This is a genomic window from Candidatus Pelagibacter sp. HIMB1485, assembly GCF_052048055.1.
Lineage (GTDB): Bacteria > Pseudomonadota > Alphaproteobacteria > Pelagibacterales > Pelagibacteraceae > Pelagibacter.
In genome coordinates, this window is sequence record NZ_JBNAIN010000001.1 from 311,851 (window position 1) to 330,434 (window position 18,584).

12 protein-coding genes and 1 tRNA gene are annotated in these 18,584 nt (G+C 30.9%); 12 read left to right on the forward strand and 1 reads right to left on the reverse strand.

What is annotated here, in order from left to right:
- Positions 1-23: 23 nt before the first annotated feature.
- Both ACTTA4_RS01665 and gltB read left to right on the forward strand, forming a co-directional pair.
- A complete protein-coding gene (locus tag ACTTA4_RS01665; protein WP_440633259.1) occupies positions 24-1,463 on the forward strand; it encodes an NAD(P)-dependent oxidoreductase in 1,440 nt (479 codons plus the stop codon).
- Positions 1,463-5,968 carry a glutamate synthase large subunit gene (gltB, locus tag ACTTA4_RS01670; protein ID WP_440633260.1) on the forward strand — a complete coding sequence of 1,502 codons (4,506 nt, stop codon included), beginning with the start codon at positions 1,463-1,465 and terminating at the stop codon, positions 5,966-5,968. The genes ACTTA4_RS01665 and gltB overlap by 1 nt, the downstream gene beginning before the upstream one ends.
- Here the strand turns inward: gltB and ACTTA4_RS01675 are convergent.
- The gene (locus ACTTA4_RS01675) at positions 5,961-6,707 is read right to left on the reverse strand and encodes an alpha/beta hydrolase (protein WP_440633261.1); all 747 of its coding nucleotides are present in this window, start codon (positions 6,705-6,707) and stop codon (positions 5,961-5,963) included. The genes gltB and ACTTA4_RS01675 overlap by 8 nt on opposite strands.
- A gap of 42 nt (positions 6,708-6,749) precedes the next feature.
- On the opposite strand from ACTTA4_RS01675, the gene ACTTA4_RS01680 reads away from it, so the two are divergent.
- The 10 genes from ACTTA4_RS01680 to ACTTA4_RS01725 all read left to right on the forward strand — a co-directional run bounded on the left by ACTTA4_RS01680 (position 6,750) and on the right by ACTTA4_RS01725 (position 18,583).
- Positions 6,750-7,904, forward strand: a complete 1,155-nt coding sequence (locus tag ACTTA4_RS01680; RefSeq protein ID WP_262590113.1) for a glycosyltransferase family 4 protein — start codon at positions 6,750-6,752, stop codon at positions 7,902-7,904.
- Positions 7,905-9,821, forward strand: a complete 1,917-nt coding sequence (gene thrS, locus ACTTA4_RS01685; RefSeq protein ID WP_440633262.1) for a threonine--tRNA ligase — start codon at positions 7,905-7,907, stop codon at positions 9,819-9,821.
- The gene (infC, locus tag ACTTA4_RS01690) at positions 9,822-10,367 is read left to right on the forward strand and encodes a translation initiation factor IF-3 (protein WP_440633263.1); all 546 of its coding nucleotides are present in this window, start codon (positions 9,822-9,824) and stop codon (positions 10,365-10,367) included.
- Between the two features lie 53 nt (positions 10,368-10,420).
- Complete coding sequence (gene rpmI / locus ACTTA4_RS01695; protein WP_023854436.1) at positions 10,421-10,627, forward strand: 50S ribosomal protein L35; 207 nt, start codon at positions 10,421-10,423, stop codon at positions 10,625-10,627.
- A gap of 2 nt (positions 10,628-10,629) precedes the next feature.
- The gene (rplT, locus tag ACTTA4_RS01700) at positions 10,630-10,986 is read left to right on the forward strand and encodes a 50S ribosomal protein L20 (RefSeq protein ID WP_440633264.1); all 357 of its coding nucleotides are present in this window, start codon (positions 10,630-10,632) and stop codon (positions 10,984-10,986) included.
- A gap of 40 nt (positions 10,987-11,026) precedes the next feature.
- Positions 11,027-12,094: a phenylalanine--tRNA ligase subunit alpha gene (pheS, locus tag ACTTA4_RS01705; RefSeq protein WP_440633265.1), complete on the forward strand. Its 1,068-nt coding sequence runs from the start codon at positions 11,027-11,029 to the stop codon at positions 12,092-12,094.
- Positions 12,091-14,499, forward strand: a complete 2,409-nt coding sequence (pheT, locus tag ACTTA4_RS01710; RefSeq protein ID WP_440633266.1) for a phenylalanine--tRNA ligase subunit beta — start codon at positions 12,091-12,093, stop codon at positions 14,497-14,499. Before pheS ends, pheT begins: the two co-directional genes overlap by 4 nt.
- A 5-nt stretch (positions 14,500-14,504) precedes the next feature.
- Positions 14,505-16,313, forward strand: a complete 1,809-nt coding sequence (gene lepA, locus ACTTA4_RS01715) for a translation elongation factor 4 (RefSeq protein WP_440633267.1) — start codon at positions 14,505-14,507, stop codon at positions 16,311-16,313.
- A 2-nt stretch (positions 16,314-16,315) separates the two neighbouring features.
- A tRNA-Ser gene (locus ACTTA4_RS01720) sits at positions 16,316-16,405 on the forward strand.
- A 114-nt stretch (positions 16,406-16,519) separates the two neighbouring features.
- Positions 16,520-18,583: a DNA gyrase subunit B gene (locus ACTTA4_RS01725; protein ID WP_440633268.1), complete on the forward strand. Its 2,064-nt coding sequence runs from the start codon at positions 16,520-16,522 to the stop codon at positions 18,581-18,583.
- Position 18,584: the final 1 nt, after the last annotated feature.

The window sequence follows — 18,584 nt, forward strand, 5'->3', positions numbered from 1 at the left end:
ATTTGCCGAAAATTATATTTTTTATGACTGACAAAATGTTAAAATTTGTAAAAATAGGTCAGCAAACTCCACCTAAAAGGGAAGTTGATCAAAGAAAAAAGGATTTTAACGAGATATATGACGAATATATCAACGAAAAAGCTAAAGAACAATCAAGTAGATGTTCTCAGTGCGGAGTTCCTTTCTGTCAGGTTCATTGTCCTTTAAGTAACAATATTCCTGACTGGCTAAAGTTAACTGCCGAGGGAAGATTAAAAGAAGCATACGAGCTTTCACAAAGCACTAATAATATGCCCGAGGTTTGTGGAAGAATCTGTCCGCAAGATAGATTGTGTGAGGGAAATTGTGTAATTGAACAGTCTGGTCACGGAACAGTTACAATTGGTTCCGTTGAAAAATATATAACAGATAATGCTTGGGAACAAGGTTGGGTTAAACCAATCGAAGTTACAAATGAAAAAAATCAAAGTGTCGGAATTATAGGAGCTGGTCCTGCGGGATTAGCAGCGGCAGAACAGTTAAGAAAAAATGGGTATAAAATTACAGTTTACGATCGTTATGATAGAGCTGGAGGATTATTAATATATGGAATTCCAAATTTTAAATTAGAAAAAGAAATAGTCGAAAGACGAACAAAGCTTTTAAGAGATGGTGGAATAGAATTCATACAAAATTTCGAAGTTGGCAAGGATGCAAGCTTAGAGCAATTAAGAAAAAAACATGATGCAGTATTAATTGCAACAGGAGTTTACAAAGCTAGAGAAGTTAATTTACCAGGTAATGATTTAGACAATATTTTTCCAGCAATGGATTTTCTTACAGCATCAAATAAAAAAGGATTGGGTGATGAGGTTGAATTATTTGATAAGGGAATTCTAAATGCAGAGGGAAAAGATGTTGTTGTAATTGGTGGAGGTGATACCGCAATGGATTGTGTGAGAACTTCAGTAAGACAAAAAGCAAAATCAGTAAAATGCTTATACAGAAGAGATAAAGAAAATATGCCTGGTTCAGCAAGAGAAGTTGCAAATGCTGAAGAGGAAGGTGTTGAATTTGTATGGTTATCTAGTCCTAAAGAATTTAAAGGAACTAATAAGGTAGAAAATTTACTTGTAGATCAAATAAAGTTAGGTGAACCAGATGAAACTGGTAGAAGAAAACCCGAAGTACAAGAAGGATCAAGTTATGAAATAAAAGCAGATATGGTTATTAAAGCTCTTGGATTTGATCCAGAGGATTTACCTAATTTATTCGATAGCAATAAACTTCAAGTTACAAAATGGGGAACAATAAAAACTGATTTTGATACTATGGAAACTAATCTAAGTGGTGTTTTTGCTGCTGGGGATATAGTTAGAGGAGCTTCATTAGTTGTTTGGGCAATTAAAGATGGTAGAGACGCAGCAGATTCCATAAAAAATTATTTAGAAACAAAATCCAAAAATGAGAAAAAAGTTGCTTAATGAAAACTTATAAAAAAAATTTTGATCTACTTAAGAAAAACAATGTCTATTCTGAGGATATGGAGCATGATGCGTGTGGAGTAGGTTTAATAGCTTCCACTGAGGGAAAAAAATCCAGGAATGTAGTTGAATATGGAATTGAAGCTTTAAAAGCTGTTTGGCATAGAGGTGCGGTAGATGCTGATGGGAAAACAGGAGATGGAGCTGGAATTCACGTAGAAATTCCAAAAGATTTTTTTATTGAGAAAATTGAAGTTACAGGACACACGCACGATAATTCTGAAATCTGCGTAGGAATGATTTTTCTTCCACGTAATGACTATGCAGCACAAGAGAGCTGTAAAACAATTGTTGAAAGCGAACTAACAAAAAATGATTTTAATATTTATGGATGGAGACAAGTTCCCGTTAATCCAAAGGTTTTAGGTGAAAAAGCTTTTCAAACTATGCCTGAAATTATTCAGGTACTTTTCAAACCTAATAATAAAGAACTTACAAATAAAGATTTGGAGAGAAAAATTTATGAGACAAGAAGAAAAATCGAAAACGAAGCTTTCAAAAAATCATTAAATAATTTTTATATTTGTTCCTTAAGTTCAAAATCAATTATTTACAAAGGAATGTTCTTAGCTGAAGCAATTTCAGAATTTTATCTAGATTTAAATGATGAAAGGTTTGTATCAAGATACGCAATATTTCATCAGCGGTTTTCAACCAACACAGCTCCAAGTTGGAATCTTGCTCAACCATTCAGAGCAATTGCACATAATGGAGAAATTAATACTTATAGAGGAAACAAAAATTGGATGAAAGTTCATGAACAAGAAATGAATAGTCCATTATTTGATGATATAGAAAATCTTAAGCCAGTTATTCAACAAGGAGCCTCAGATTCTGCGGCTTTAGATAATGTTTTCGAATTATTAAACATTTCAGGTCAACCTGCACCATTAGCTAAATTAATGTTAGTTCCTGATGCATGGTCTAAGAAGAATAAGACTTTACCAAAAGATCATCAGCAATTATTCAATTTTTTAAATAGCACAATGGAACCTTGGGATGGACCTGCCGCTATAGCTGGAACTGACAATGAGTGGGTTATTGCAGCAAACGATAGAAATGGATTAAGACCTCTAAGATATGCAATCACAAAGGATAAGTTATTGTTTGCTGGCTCAGAAACTGGGATGATCGAGCTAAATGAAAAAAGAATTTTATCAAAAGGAAGATTAGGTCCTGGAGAAATTATAGGAGTAAGAATTGAAAAAGGTAAAGTATTTACTAATAAACAAATTAAGGATTACTTAGCAAAAGAGTACAAACATTTTAATTCACAAATTATTGATTTAGATGACAAGCTAACGATTGAGGATGAAAAAAATTCTTTTTCAGGGGATGATCTAAGAAGAAGACAGTATACTTTTGGAATTAGCTTAGAGGATCTTGAATTAATTTTACACCCTATGGCTGAGGATGCAAAAGAGGCCACAGGGTCTATGGGTGATGATACCCCTTTAGCTGTGCTATCAGATAAATATAGACCTCTGTATCATTTTTTTAGACAAAATTTTAGCCAAGTTACAAATCCACCAATAGACTCTTTGAGAGAAAACAAAGTGATGAGTTTAAAAACAAGATTTGGAAATCTAGGCAATATTCTAGATTTTGATAATTTAACAAAACAGAATATTTACGTTCTTAATAGCCCAATCTTATCTAATTCTCAGTTTGAAAAATTTATCAATTTTTTTGGAAATAATTCAACAATAATTGATTGCACCTTTGAAGAAAGTAATAGTTTGTACGAAGCTATTAAAAAAATTCAAAAAGATGCAGAAATTGCTGTTAGACAGGGTGTTACACAATTAATTCTTAGCGATAAAGATATATCAATTTCAAAACTTCCAATTCCAATGCTGCTTGCAGTAGGTGCAATCAACTCGTTTTTAATTGAGAAAAAATTAAGAGGATATGTATCAATCAATGTCCAATCTGGAGAAGCATTAGATACACACTCTTTTGCAACTTTAATCGGTGTTGGAGCAACAACAGTCAATCCTTACTTGGCGTTCGATAGTTTATATCAAAGATTTGAAAAAAAATTATTTGGAAAGTTTAGCTTTGAAGAATGTGTTGAAAGATACATTAAATCTGTCAATGCAGGTTTATTAAAAATCATGTCTAAGATGGGTATCTCTGTCTTAAGTTCTTACAGAGGTGGATGCAATTTTGAGACTGTTGGATTGAGCAGAACTATTGTTTCAGATTATTTTCCAGGAGTTGTGTCTAAAATTTCTGGTATTGGACTTACTGGAATTGAAAAAAAAATAAGAGCAATTCATAAAGAAGCATTTGAAAGCACAGATACAATTCTTCCTATTGGAGGGATTTATAGATATAGAAAAAATGGAGAAACACACCAATATCAAGGGAAACTTATACATTTACTTCAAAGTGCAGTTGGTTCTAATTCTTATGACGCCTATAAGAGATATGCAGAAGGCATTTATAATTTACCACCAATAAATTTAAGGGACTTAATTGATTTTAGAGAAAAAAAATTAAAGGGAGCTATAGATATTTCAGAAGTAGAACCAATAGAAAATATTTTAAAAAGATTTGGAAGCGGAAGCATGTCTCATGGTGCTTTATCTAAAGAGGCACATGAAACTTTGGCTACAGGTATGAATAGAATTAAAGGAGCTTCTTGTAGTGGTGAAGGCGGAGAAGATGAAAAAAGATTTAAAGTTTTAGATAACGGAGATAGTGCAAACTCAAGAGTAAAACAAATAGCTTCAGCAAGGTTTGGTGTAACAGTTAATTATTTAAATAATTGTAATGAGATTGAAATAAAAATTGCACAAGGTGCAAAGCCAGGAGAAGGTGGACAACTTCCAGGTTTCAAAGTTACTGATGAAATAGCAAAGTTAAGACACTCAACGCCTGGAGTAACACTAATTTCTCCTCCACCACACCACGATATTTATTCAATTGAAGATCTTGCGCAGCTTATTTACGATTTAAAACAGATTAATCCAAAAGCAAGAATTGGAGTAAAACTAGTTGCATCTTCAGGAGTTGGGACTATTGCTGCAGGAGTTGCTAAAGCAAAAGCAGACATAATATTAATTTCAGGACATAACGGTGGAACTGGAGCTACCCCGCAAACAAGTGTAAAATACGTAGGTATTCCATGGGAGATGGGATTAACAGAGGCTAATCAGGTTTTAACATTAAATAATCTTAGACATACAGTTACACTTAGAACTGATGGGGGAATTAAAACAGGTAGAGATGTTGTTATAGCAGCCATGATGGGAGCAGAAGAGTATGGAGTTGCAACAACTGCTCTAGTTGCAATGGGATGCATAATGGTAAGACAATGTCATTCGAATACATGTCCCGTTGGTGTCTGTACTCAAGATGAAAAATTAAGAGAAAAATTTACTGGAACACCAGATAAGGTTGTTAATCTATTTACGTTTATAGCAACTGAGGTTAGAGAAATTTTAGCTAAATTAGGTTTTAAATCATTAAACGATATTATTGGTAGAACTGATTTACTTAGACAAGTTAGCAAGGGTTCAGATAATTTAGATGATTTAGATTTAAATCCTTTATTTGTTCAAGCAGATACTGGGAACAATACTAGATATTGTGAAAACCAAGAAATTAATTCAGTGCCAGATACTCTAGACCAAGAAATATGGCCGGAGATTGAAAAGGCTTTAGATAATTCTGAAAAAATTGAAAAAGAATATTTAATTAAAAATACACATAGAGCAGTTGGGACAAGAATTTCTCATCATTTATATAAAAAATATGGTTATGAAAAACTTGATGATAATTTTTTAGTATTAAACTTTAAAGGATCAGCTGGTCAATCTTTTGGAGCCTTTTCATCCAAAGGTTTGAAGTTAGTATTAAAAGGTGATGCAAATGATTATGTCGGCAAAGGTCTTTCAGGAGCTACAATTTCTATAAGACTACCAGAAGAAAGTAACTTAGTTTCAAATGAAAATACTATCTTAGGAAATACAGTTCTATACGGAGCAACATCTGGAAAACTTTTTGCAGCTGGTCAAGCTGGTGAAAGATTCTCTGTAAGAAATTCAGGTGCAGTTACAGTTATTGAGGGATGTGACTCGAATGGATGTGAGTATATGACTGGTGGAACTGTAGTAATTCTAGGAGATGTTGGAGATAACTTTGCTGCTGGTATGACAGGTGGTATGGCATTTATCTATGATAAATCAAAAGAATTTGAAAAAAAAGTAAACCCAGAGTCAGTAGTTTGGCAGAATGTTGAAACAGATTATTGGAAAGAAAGTTTAAAAAATTTAATCAAAGAACACCATGAAGAGACAGGATCTTTGTTATCTAAAGAAATAATTGAAAATTATGATAATGAAATTAATAATTTCATTCAGGTTTGTCCTAAAGAAATGTTAGATAAACTGAAAAACCCGATCAGCTTAAAAAAAGTTATAAAAGAAGTTAGTTAATTAATAATTTTAATTCTTTTAAGATTATATTAAGCCATTTCTTATTTGATAAGCTATGGTCACCTTTTTTTACAATGATCAATTTCTTTTTTGCTTTTGGAAATAGTTTTAAAACTTTTCTAGAATAACTTACCGGTACAGCTTCATCATATTCACCATGCACCATAGTAACATTAATTTTTGAATTTATTTTTTTATTTAAAACTCTATTTTTTCTTCCATCTTTTATAAGCTGATAAGTGATTGGATACTCATAATTCGCATGTTTTAGGTGATATATACCTTTCTGGATTGTTTCTTGCTTTATTTTTTTGGAGAATTTTTTCCACATCAAATTTTCTAAAAACTCAGGTGCCGAGCCAATTCCCAAAAATCCCATAATTTGTTTTTTAAATATTTTGAATTGTCTTAAAGCAATCCAAGCACCCATACTTGAACCAATGACATAAAAATTATTATTTTTTATATATTTATTTATCAATATAGAAGTTTCTTTAGTCCATTTTGAAATATTTCCATTTGTGAATTTACCTGTAGATTTTCCATGACCTGAATATTCTAAAGCAAGAAAACTTATTTTATTTTTTCTTGCAAATTTTAAAAAAGCTTCTGGCTTTTTTCCCTCAAGATCTGACATAAATCCATGTAAGAAAACTATGAATGGAGAATTTTTATAAATTTTACAAATATGTCTAATTTTCTTAGTCTTTGAAATTTTGTGGAATCTGAAATTTGCCATAATCATTTATAAGAATTTCTAATTAATATATAATCATATCAAATGTCATCTAATTTAAAAGTTTTGCAAGTAATACCAAAACTTGGATATGGTGGTGCAGAGACCGGCTGTTATGATATTGCTCACTATTTGCCAGAAAACGGTTGTAAGTCATTTATAGTTACTAGTGGTGGTGAGTTACTTAAATTTGTAGATAAAAATAAAGTAAAAGTTTTTAGACTTCCAGTTCAGAGTAAAAATCCAATATTAATTTTAATTAATGCAATAATTTTAACTTTTATTATTTTAATTAATAATATTTCGATCATACACGCCAGAAGTAGAGCGCCTGCATGGTCTTGTTTAATAGCCTCCAAGATAACAAGCAGAAAGTTTGTAACTACATTTCATGGAACTTATAATTTTAAAAGTAATTTGAAAAAATTATATAATTCAGTAATGGTTCGATCTGATTTAATTATTGCAGGATCAAATTTTATTTTTTCACACATCAAAGAAAATTATTCAAATTATTTAAATCAAAAAAAAAAATTATTAGTAGTATTTAGGGGAATTAATGTTGATTATTTTGATCCTACTACAAAACTTGAAACTGAAGAAAAAAAATTATTAAAACAATGGGAAATAGAAAAAGATAAAAAGATTATACTTTTGCCTGGTAGATTAACTACATGGAAGGGACAAGAAGTATTTATTGAAGCAATTAATCTGGCAAATATTGAATTAGGTTATGAGGCATTTTATGCTGTTATCCTTGGAAGTGATCAGGGAAGAGACTTGTATAAAAAAAAACTAATAAGGCTTTCAGAACAATATAGGTTAACTAAACAGCTAAGATTTATCGATCACTGCAAAGATATGGCATTAGCTTACAAAGTTTCTGATATAATTGTTTCAGCTTCTATTGAACCAGAAGCTTTTGGTAGAGTTTCTGTAGAGGCCCAATCTATGGAGAAACCAATTATTGCGAGTAATATTGGTGGCTCTAATGAGACTGTCATTGATGAAAAAACAGGCTATTTATTTAAAGCGGGTGATGCAAAGTCTTTAAGTCAGAAAATTTTAAAAACACTGACAATTGACGAAACTCAATTAAAATTAATTGGTGTTGAAGGAAGAAAAAATATAGTTCAAAAATTTAATGTTGAAAAAATGTGCTTTTCTACTTATTCAGAGTATAAAAGATTAATAAATTAAATGCCTATAATTACATTACCTGATGGAAATAATATCGATTTCCCAAATAAAGTTACTGGATTAGAAGTAGCAGAAAAAATTAGCAAATCATTAGCTAAACAAGCAATGGTAATAAGTGTAGATGGCGAATTAAAAGACTTAGAACATTTAATTGAGAAAGACTGTTCGGTAAAAATTTTTACATCTAAAAATCCTGAGGGTCTAGAAACCATTAGGCATGATACTGCTCACATATTAGCAATGGCAGTACAAGAATTGTTTCCAGGAACACAAGTTACGATTGGCCCTGTAATTGAAAACGGATTTTATTATGATTTTGCTAGAAAAGATCCGTTTACAGAAGATGATTTAACAAAGATTGAAAATAAAATGAAAGAAATTGTTGATCGAGACGAGATTACTAAAAGAGAAGTTTGGGATAGAAATAAAGCCATAGATCATTTTAAAAAAAAAGGTGAAATCTATAAAGCCGAGTTAATTGAGGCAATACCAGAGAATGAGGATGTTTCAATTTATTTTCATGGAGATTGGCATGATCTTTGTAGAGGACCTCATCTTTCTTCAACAGGTAAAATAGGTAAATACTTTAAATTAATGAAAGTTTCAGGAGCTTATTGGAGGGGTGATTCAAACAATGAAATGCTTCAAAGAATTTATGGTACAAGCTGGGCTTCTCAAAAAGATTTAGATGAGCATCTAAAAAGAATAGAAGAAGCAGAAAAAAGAGATCATAGAAAATTAGGAAAAGAAATGGACTTGTTTCATTTTAGAGAAGAAAGTCCAGGCTCAGTTTTTTGGCATGAGAGAGGGTGGGCATTATTTCAAAAATTAATTAATTATATGAGAGGTAGACAAGATGCTGCTGGATACAAAGAGGTAAATACACCTGAAATTTTAGACCGACAATTGTGGGAAAAATCTGGTCACTGGGAAAAATATGGAGAGAATATGTACACATCAGAAACCCCTGATGAAAAAGTGTTTGCGATAAAACCAATGAATTGTCCAGGTCACATACAAGTATTTAATCAAGGGTTGAAAAGTTATAGAGATCTTCCATTACGTATCACAGAATTTGGTAAGGTTCATCGTTACGAACCATCGGGTGCTTTACATGGTTTGCTTAGAGTAAGAGCTTTTACACAAGATGATGCGCATATTTTTTGTGCGGAAGATCAAATTACGAGTGAGTGTTTAAATGTAACAAATTTAATATTAGATATTTATAAAGATCTTGGTTTTGAAAATGTGATTTTAAAATATGCTGATCGACCGGAGGTTAGAGTTGGAGATGATGAGGTTTGGGATAAGGCAGAAGCTTCACTTCTCGAAGCAGTTAAAGCTTCTAAGTTAGAATATAGTATTAATAAAGGTGAAGGTGCTTTCTATGGGCCAAAAATTGAATTTGTTTTAAGAGATGCTATCGGAAGAGATTGGCAATGTGGAACTTTACAAGTTGATTTAAATTTACCTGGAAGATTAGATGCATCATACGTTGATAAGGACGGAACAAAAAAAGTTCCTGTTATGCTTCATAGAGCTCTATTTGGTTCTCTAGAAAGATTTATAGGAATACTGATTGAAAATTATGCTGGTAAATTTCCTTTTTGGATTTCACCTTTACAAACAATGGTAATTCCAATTTCAGAAGAATTTAATGATTACGCAATAGAAGTATCTAAAAAAATTAAAGATGCAGGCATAAGTTCTGCAGTTGATATTAAAAATAATAATTTAAACTATAAAATTAGAGATCATTCTTTAGCAAAAATACCTCTTTTATTGATTTGTGGTAAAAAAGAAGTTGACTCCAATTCAGTAACGATTAGAAGGTTAGACTCTAATAAACAAGAAAATATGGATATAGATTCATTTTTAAAAACTTTCTCTGCTTTAAATAAAGCATCATCAAACTAAGTGGCAGATTTCAAACAAAACTACTTTCAAAGAAGAACAAAGGATAGAGGCCCAAGGTCTAATAACCGAATATCTTCACCAGACGTTCAAGTTATTGCAAGTAATGGTGAAAATCTTGGAGTGATAAGCACTAATGAAGCTATATCAATGGCAAAAAACCAAGGTTTGGATTTAATTGAAATCGCACCTAATGCTAACCCACCTGTTTGTAAAATAATGGATATGGGAAAGTATAAATATGATGCACAAAAAAAAGCAAATCTTGCAAAAAAGAAACAAAAAATAATTTCATTAAAAGAAATTAAAATGAGACCTGTAACTGAAACTCATGATTATGAATTTAAGGTCAAAAATGCAAAAAAATTTATTTCCAAAGGAGATAAAGTAAAATTTACTATCAGATTTAAAGGGCGAGAACTCCAACACTCTCATTTAGGCAATGAATTGATGGGTAAAATTAAAGAGGATATGAAGGATATTGGTAGAGTAGAGTTGCAACCTAAATTTGATGGGAAGCAAATGATCATGGTAATTCAACCTTTATAAGCCTTAATAGAGGTTGTAAAATTTCAACATTCTTTGTATAAGTCCGCAGAATTATGCCAAAATTAAAAACAAAAAGCTCAGCAAAAAAAAGATTTAAAATATCAGCTAAGGGTAAAGTTATATCTGCTCAAGCAGGTAAAAGACACGGTATGATTAAACGAACGAATTCACAAATTAGAAAATTAAGAGGCACTACAACTTTGTCCAAACAAGATGGCAAAATTGTTAAATCATACATGCCTTACAGTTTAAGAGGGTAACAATGGCAAGAGTTAAAAGAGGCGTAACAAGTAAAGCAAAACATAAAAAAGTTTTGAAAGCCGTAAAAGGTCAGTGGGGCAGAAGAAAAAATACTATCAGAGTTGCTAAACAAGCTATGGAGAAATCCATGCAGTATGCTTACAGAGATAGAAGAAATAAAAAAAGAGATTTCAAATCATTATGGATACAAAGAATTAATGCTGGTGTAAGAGCAGAGGGTATGACTTATTCAAAATTTATTAATGGTTTAAGTAAATGTGGTGTTGCAATAGATAGAAAAATTTTAGCTGAAATTGCTTACGATAGTCCAGAAGCATTTAAAACAATTGTACAAAAAGCTCAATCCGCTTTAAATTAATCTCTATTGTTTTTATTTCTTAAGGAAATAATCTACTAATATGTCAGACATAAAAAATATTAGAGATCAATTTTTATCAAAGCTCAAAAATGAGCTAAGCTTAGATGAAATCAATTCAATTAAAACAGAGTTATTTGGAAAAAATGGTCAAATTTCATCTTTATTCAAAACTGTAGGATCAATACCAGAGTCTGATAGAAAAACTTTTGCAGCAGACTTGAATAAAATAAAAGATGAACTGCAATCTTTAATTTCAGAAAAGATTAAAGAAATAGAAACAAAAGAAGTTAATCAAAAACTTGAAAAAGAAAAAGTTGATATAACTTTACCTGAAAGACCTTTTGTTAGAGGAAAAATTCATCCTGTATCTCAAACTATAGATGAAATTTCATCTATATTTTCAGAAATTGGTTTTAGTGTTGAAGAAGGACCAGATGTAGAAAATGAATATAATAATTTTACTGCACTAAATACTCCAGATAATCATCCTGCTCGTGATATGCACGATACTTTTTATTTAGATGAAAATAAGGAAGTTTTGTTAAGAACGCATACTTCACCAGTTCAAATTAGAACTATGTTAAAAGACAAGCCACCGTTTAAAATTATTGCTCCAGGTAGAACATATAGATCAGATAGTGATCAAACACATGCACCAATGTTCCATCAGGTTGAGGGTCTTCATATAGATAAAGATATTAACATGGGTCATTTAAAGGGATGTTTAAATTATTTTATTAAAGAGTTCTTTGAAGTGGAAAAAATCAAAATGAGATTTAGACCAAGTCATTTCCCTTTTACAGAACCATCTGCAGAAGTAGATATTGGTTATGAAATTAGAGATGGTAAAATTGTTATAGGAGAAGGGGATCAGTGGCTTGAAATTTTAGGATGTGGAATGGTTCATCCTAATGTTTTAAAAAATGTTAAAGTTGATCCTGCTAAATACCAAGGATATGCATTTGGCATAGGTATAGATAGGTTAGCTATGCTAAAATATGGTATTAATGATTTAAGAGCTTTTTTTGACTGTGATTACAGATGGTTAAATCATTTTGGATTTGATCCTCTTGATGTTCCCACAAATTATAGAGGTCTGAGTCGATGAAGATAACATTTGATTGGTTAAAAGATCATTTATCTGTAAGTGCCAAGGAAGAAAAGTTACTTGAGAAATTAACTGATATTGGACTTGAAGTAGAAAGTGTTGAAAATTTATCTGAAGGTTTAGATTTATTCAAAGTAGCAAAAATTTTAAAAACTGAAAAACATCCTAATGCAGACCGTTTAAAAGTTTGTGATGTTGATGTAGGTGAAAAAGAGATTAAGAAGGTCGTATGTGGTGCACCAAATGCTAGAGAAGGTTTAATTACTGTTTATGCTCCTCCTGGTGCGGTTATTCCAAAAAATAAAACTAAATTAGTTATAGCAAAAATTAGAGATGTTACATCTTATGGTATGCTTTGTTCTGAATCAGAACTCAATTTGTCTGAAGAAAGTGATGGAATTACTGAGCTTTCATCTTCGAAATACAACAATAGTATTGGAAAAAGTTTTTTTACTCAATCAAGTTCTAATTTGATTGATTTATCTATCACACCCAACAGACCGGACTGTCTTGGTGTTAGAGGGATAGCTAGAGATTTAGCAGCTTCAGGCTTTGGTAAATTAAAACAGATTAAAGAACAAAAAATAAAATCGAAAAAATCTCAAACAATTAAAGTAAAAATTACAAACGAAAAAAACCAAGGATGTTTTTCTTTTGGAAGCTGTTTGGTAACAAATGTAAAAAATACCGAAAGTCCAAAGTGGTTAAAGGATAAATTAATTTCTATAGGTCAAAAACCCATTTCAGCAATTGTTGATATTACAAATTATGTAATGATTGATATTAATCGCCCATTACACGCATATGATGCTGATAAAATTGAAAAAGGTATAATTGTTAGAAACTCAAAATCTGGTGAAGAGTTCACAGCTTTAGATAACAAAACCTATAAACTTGAAGATAATATGTGTGTAATTAGTGATGATAAGGGTGTGTTAGGACTTGGTGGTATTATCGGAGGCACAAGATCTGGAACAGAAATGGATACACAAAACGTTTTAATCGAGTCAGCTTATTTTGATCCAAGATCAATTAGAAGAACAGCAAAAAGATTAAATATTGATACAGATGCAAAATTTAGATTTGAAAGAGGAATAGACCAATTGTCAATTGAAGAAGGTTTAAACAAAGCAGCTTTTTTAATTAAAGAAATTTGTGGTGGTGAAATTAGTAAGATTGATATACAAAAAATTAGTACATTTAAAAATCCAATAATTAAATTTGATCCAAATTCATTTGAAAAAGTAACAGGTTTTAAAATTTTAACGAAAAATATGTTAAAAATTTTAGATAACCTAGGTTTTATGTGTAAAAAAGATAAAAAAGTTTTTAAATTAACCATTCCATCTTGGAGACCAGATATCACTCAGGAAATAGATGTAGTTGAGGAATTGGTAAGAATAATTGGATATGATAAAATCAAAATAGAAGAACCAATCAAAGAGAGAAAAAAATCTACTTTAACACAAACTCAAAAATTATTTCATTTCCTTCAAAGATCTGTTGCTTCAAAAGGTTATTTGGAGGCAATTACATGGTCTTTTACAGATGCAAAATATAATGATCATTTCAAAGGACAAAATAATGAATTAAAAATTGTAAACCCTATAAGTTCAGAATTAGGAGTTTTAAGAAATTCAATATTTTCAAATTTAATTATGTATATGAGCAAAAATATAGATAGAGGATTTAAAGATTTATCTATTTTTGAAATAGGACCAACATTTTTTGGAAAACAACCTGGAGAACAAAATATAGTAGTCTGTGGTTTATCTGCTGGAAAAAAATCTCGTCTTTCTTGGTTGGAAAAAGAAAGAAATGTCGATGTTTTTGATATTAAAAAAGATGTAGTTCAAACCTTAGTTGAAGCAGGTTACGATGCAGAAAAATTTTTTATTGATGACGAAACTCCTGACTATTATCATCCAGGTAAATCTGGAAGACTATTTTTGAACAGAGGTAAAGAAAGTGTGGCTGCATACTTTGGTGAAATTCATCCAAATATCATTAAGCAAATAGATATGAAAACTGAGTCTTTAGTAGGTTTTGAAATATTTCTTGATAATTTAAAATTACCAAAAAAATCATTGAAAGATCAGAAAACAAAATATTCTGTTTCAGATTATCAAAAGTCAGAAAGAGATTTTGCTTTTATAATTGATAAGAAAATTAAGGTTCAAGATTTGGTAAATGTTGTATCAAATGTTGATAAAAATTTGATTTCTAACATTAAAGTTTTTGATGTTTATGAGGGCGATAATATTCCTGAAAACCAAAAATCAATTGCGATCAGTGTTACAATTCAATCTCAAGAAAAAACTCTTAAAGAAGCGGATTTAGATCAAATAAATAAGTCAATTATAGAAACAGTCGAAAATAAAACTGGCGCTAAAATTCGATCCTAAAGCCAATGAGTTCAATCGATAATATAAGAAATTTTGCAATCATCGCACACATTGATCATGGAAAATCTACTATTGCAGATAGATTAATTCATAGTTGTGGGGGGCTAACAGAAAGAGAGATGAAAGCTCAAGTTTTAGACTCAATGGATATTGAACGAGAGAGAGGCATCACCATTAAAGCTCAAACAGTAAAGTTAAATTATAAAGCTAAAGATGGAAAAGAATATATTTTAAACATTATAGATACTCCAGGCCATGTAGACTTTAGCTATGAGGTTAGTAGATCATTATATGCATGTGAAGGTTCAATTTTGATTGTGGATAGCACACAAGGAGTTGAGGCCCAAACTTTAGCAAACGTTTACCAGGCATTAGATACAAATCATGAAATTGTCCCAGTATTGAATAAAGTAGATTTGCCAGCTTCTGATTTAGAGAGAACAAAAAAGCAAATCGAGGAAGTTATTGGAATAGACACAGAGAATGCCATTCCGTGTTCTGGAAAAACTGGCGAAGGAATAGGAGATATTTTAGAGCAAATTATAACCACATTACCAGCACCAAAAGGAGAAAGTTCATCAGATTTAAAATGTTTACTAGTTGATAGTTGGTACGATACTTATTTAGGAGTTGTCATATTAGTTAGAGTTATAGATGGGAAACTTTCAAAACATATGAAGATCAAAATGATGTCTACAAATCAAGAATATATCGTTGAAAAAGTTGGTGTTTTTACACCAAAGCCAGTTGATATCACTGAATTAAAAACAGGAGAAATAGGATTTATAACAACAGGAATAAAAGTGTTATCAGAAACAAAAGTTGGAGATACAATTTGTGATGCAATAAAACCATTAAATGAAGCTTTGCCAGGTTTTAAACCTAGTAAACCTGTAGTATTTTGTGGATTGTTTCCTGTAGATAGTTCAGAGTTTCAAAAATTAAAAGATGGTTTAGCAAAGTTACAATTAAATGATGCAAGTTTTTCTTTTGAACCAGAATCATCTTCGGCTTTAGGTTTAGGATTTAGATGTGGGTTTTTAGGTTTACTTCATCTAGAAATAGTAACAGAACGACTTGAAAGAGAATTTGATGTTAATTTATTAACAACAACCCCTGGTGTAGTTTATAAAGTTCATTTGAATAATGGTGATACTATGGACTTACAAAATCCTTCAAGTTTACCAGATCCTACATTAATAAAATATATTGAAGAACCTTGGATTAAGGCAACCATTATTACTCCAGATCAGTACTTAGGTTCAATAATTAAAATGTGTCAAGACAAAAGAGGAGTGCAAACCAACCTTAGTTATTCTGGAAGTAGAGCAGTAGTAAATTATGAACTTCCCTTAAACGAAGTTGTGTTTGATTTCAACGATAGACTTAAGTCAATGACAAGTGGATATGCAAGTTTTGATTATGAAATAATTGAGCATAGAGAAGGTGATCTAGTAAAACTTGGTATTTTAGTCAATGCTGAACCTGTTGACGCTTTAGCTATGATGATACATAAAGATTTTGCTCAAAAAACAGGGAGAGAAGTTTGTGAAAAACTTAAAGACCTTATTCCAAGACATAATTTTATGATTCCTGTTCAAGCTGCAATTGGAGGAAAAATTATTGCTAGAGAAACTATCAAAGGGTTTAAAAAAGATGTGTTAACAAAAATTCATGGTGGTGGAGCTACAGATAGAAAAAGAAAATTATTAGAAAAACAAAAAAAGGGTAAGGCTAGATCAAAACAATTTGGAAGAGTGGAAATACCTCAAGAGGCATTTATTGGTGTTCTTAAAATTTCGAAAGAAAAATAACTGGAGAGGTGGCCGAGTGGTTGAAGGCGCACGCTTGGAAAGCGTGTAAAGGAGCAATTCTTTCATGGGTTCGAATCCCATTCTCTCCGCCATTAAATATGCCATGTTTTTCAACAATAATTTGAGTATATAACTGTTAAATTATTAAGATAAATCAGCAATTTTTCAAAAAAATGTTATAATTTTTTCTTTCCAAAATTTAAAAAATGACAAGCAAAAATACATATCAAGCAGATTCAATTAAAGTTTTAAAAGGTCTTGAAGCAGTCAGAAAAAGACCAGGGATGTATATAGGAGATACTGATGATGGCACAGGTTTACATCATATGGTTTATGAGGTTGTAGACAACTCGATAGACGAGGCATTAGCAGGTCATTGTAAAAATATTAATGTAAAAATTAATTCTGATGGAACAGTTACTGTAAATGATGATGGAAGAGGTATCCCTGTTGACATGCATAAAGGGGAAAAAAAATCTGCAGCCGAAGTAATTATGACTCAACTTCATGCAGGTGGTAAGTTTGATCATGATTCATATAAAGTTTCTGGTGGACTACATGGAGTTGGTGTTTCAGTTGTTAATGCATTGTCGGAAAAACTAGAATTAGAAATAAATAGAGATGGAAAAAGACATTTTATAGAATTTAAAAATGGTGAAGCAAAATCTCCCCTTAAAGTAGTTGGAAAATCTAAAAATACAGGAACTCAAATAACATTCTTGCCTTCAAAAAATATATTCTCATCAATTAAATTTAGTGCAAATATTTTAATTAAAAGAATGAGAGAATTAGCCTTCTTAAATAAAGGTATAAAAATAATTTTTACTGACGCCAGTCAAAAAAAAGAAAAAATATCTGAATTTAAATTTGATGGTGGTGTTTTAGAGTTTGTAGATTTTTTAGATGAGAAAAGAGAAAAACTACAAAATAAAAATGGTAATGATTTATTTCGAAAACCAATTTACATTGAAGGCAAAAAAAATAACGTTGAAATAGAGTGTTCATTAAAATGGAATGCTGGCTATGCAGAAGATATATTTCCATACACAAATAATATTTATCAAAAAGATGGTGGAACACATTTATTAGGTTTTAGAAGCGCTCTTACAAGGGTCGTAAACAAATATGCAAACGAAAATAATTTATTAAAAAAAAATAAATTAGCTATTTCAGGAGATGATATTAAAGAAGGCTTAACATGTGTGCTTTCAACTAAAATCCCTGATCCTAAGTTTTCTTCACAAACTAAAGATAAACTGGTTTCATCTGAGGTAAGAATGATTGTTGAGACTTTAGTTAATGAAAAACTATCAATATGGTTTGATCAAAATCCATCGATTGCAAAAATAGTTTTAGCTAAAGTTATTCAAGCAGCTATGGCAAGAGATGTTGCAAGAAAAGCTCGAGAAAATGTTAGAAGAAAGGGAGCGCTTGAGTTAAGTGGATTACCAGGAAAATTAGCTGATTGTCAGATTGGAAAACAAGAGGGTACAGAATTGTTTATAGTTGAGGGAGACTCAGCAGGTGGTTCAGCTAAACAAGGAAGAAATAGAGCAAATCAAGCTGTTTTGCCTCTACGAGGTAAGATTTTAAACACTTATGTTGAGGATATAAATTTAAAAAAAAATGGTAATGGTAATGGCAATGGTTCAGATCTAAGAACAAAAGCTCTTGCAAAAATGATATCTTCTAATGAGATAGTAACATTAATTAATGCACTCGGACTTGATCCTAAATCTCAGGAAATAGATTTAAAAGATCTAAGATATGGTAAAATAATTATAATGACTGATGCCGATGTTGATGGTTCTCACATAAGAGCATTGTTGTTAACTTTTTTTAATAACAAACCATTTAATAAATTAATTGAAAATGGTCATGTTTATTTAGCTCAACCACCATTGTTTAAAATTAATAAAGGTTCAAAAGGAATTTATATTAAAGATGAAAAAGAATTAGAGGATTATATTGTAAATAATAACAAGGAATTAAAGAAATTGAAAAGAGGATCAAAAGATTATTTAAATTCCTTGGATTTAGAAAAATCAAAAATGAACATACAAAGATTCAAAGGTCTTGGTGAAATGAATCCAGAAGAGTTGTGGAATACAACTTTAGACCCCGAAACAAGAAATTTGCTTCAAGTACAGTACTCTAAAGATCTTAAAAAAGATCAAAGTCTTATCCATACACTAATGGGAAGTGATGTTGCGTTAAGAAAAGATTTCATAGTCTCAAATGCTATCAATGTAAAAAATCTTGATATTTAAA

Coding starts and splice junctions, on each gene's coding strand:
- ACTTA4_RS01665 (WP_440633259.1), top strand. CDS start 24: ATGACTGACAAAATGTTAAAATTTGTAAAAATAGGTCAGCAAACTCCA.
- gltB (WP_440633260.1), top strand. CDS start 1,463: ATGAAAACTTATAAAAAAAATTTTGATCTACTTAAGAAAAACAATGTC.
- ACTTA4_RS01675 (WP_440633261.1), bottom strand. CDS start 6,707: ATGGCAAATTTCAGATTCCACAAAATTTCAAAGACTAAGAAAATTAGA.
- ACTTA4_RS01680 (WP_262590113.1), top strand. CDS start 6,750: ATGTCATCTAATTTAAAAGTTTTGCAAGTAATACCAAAACTTGGATAT.
- thrS (WP_440633262.1), top strand. CDS start 7,905: ATGCCTATAATTACATTACCTGATGGAAATAATATCGATTTCCCAAAT.
- rpmI (WP_023854436.1), top strand. CDS start 10,421: ATGCCAAAATTAAAAACAAAAAGCTCAGCAAAAAAAAGATTTAAAATA.
- rplT (WP_440633264.1), top strand. CDS start 10,630: ATGGCAAGAGTTAAAAGAGGCGTAACAAGTAAAGCAAAACATAAAAAA.
- pheS (WP_440633265.1), top strand. CDS start 11,027: ATGTCAGACATAAAAAATATTAGAGATCAATTTTTATCAAAGCTCAAA.
- pheT (WP_440633266.1), top strand. CDS start 12,091: ATGAAGATAACATTTGATTGGTTAAAAGATCATTTATCTGTAAGTGCC.
- lepA (WP_440633267.1), top strand. CDS start 14,505: ATGAGTTCAATCGATAATATAAGAAATTTTGCAATCATCGCACACATT.
- ACTTA4_RS01725 (WP_440633268.1), top strand. CDS start 16,520: ATGACAAGCAAAAATACATATCAAGCAGATTCAATTAAAGTTTTAAAA.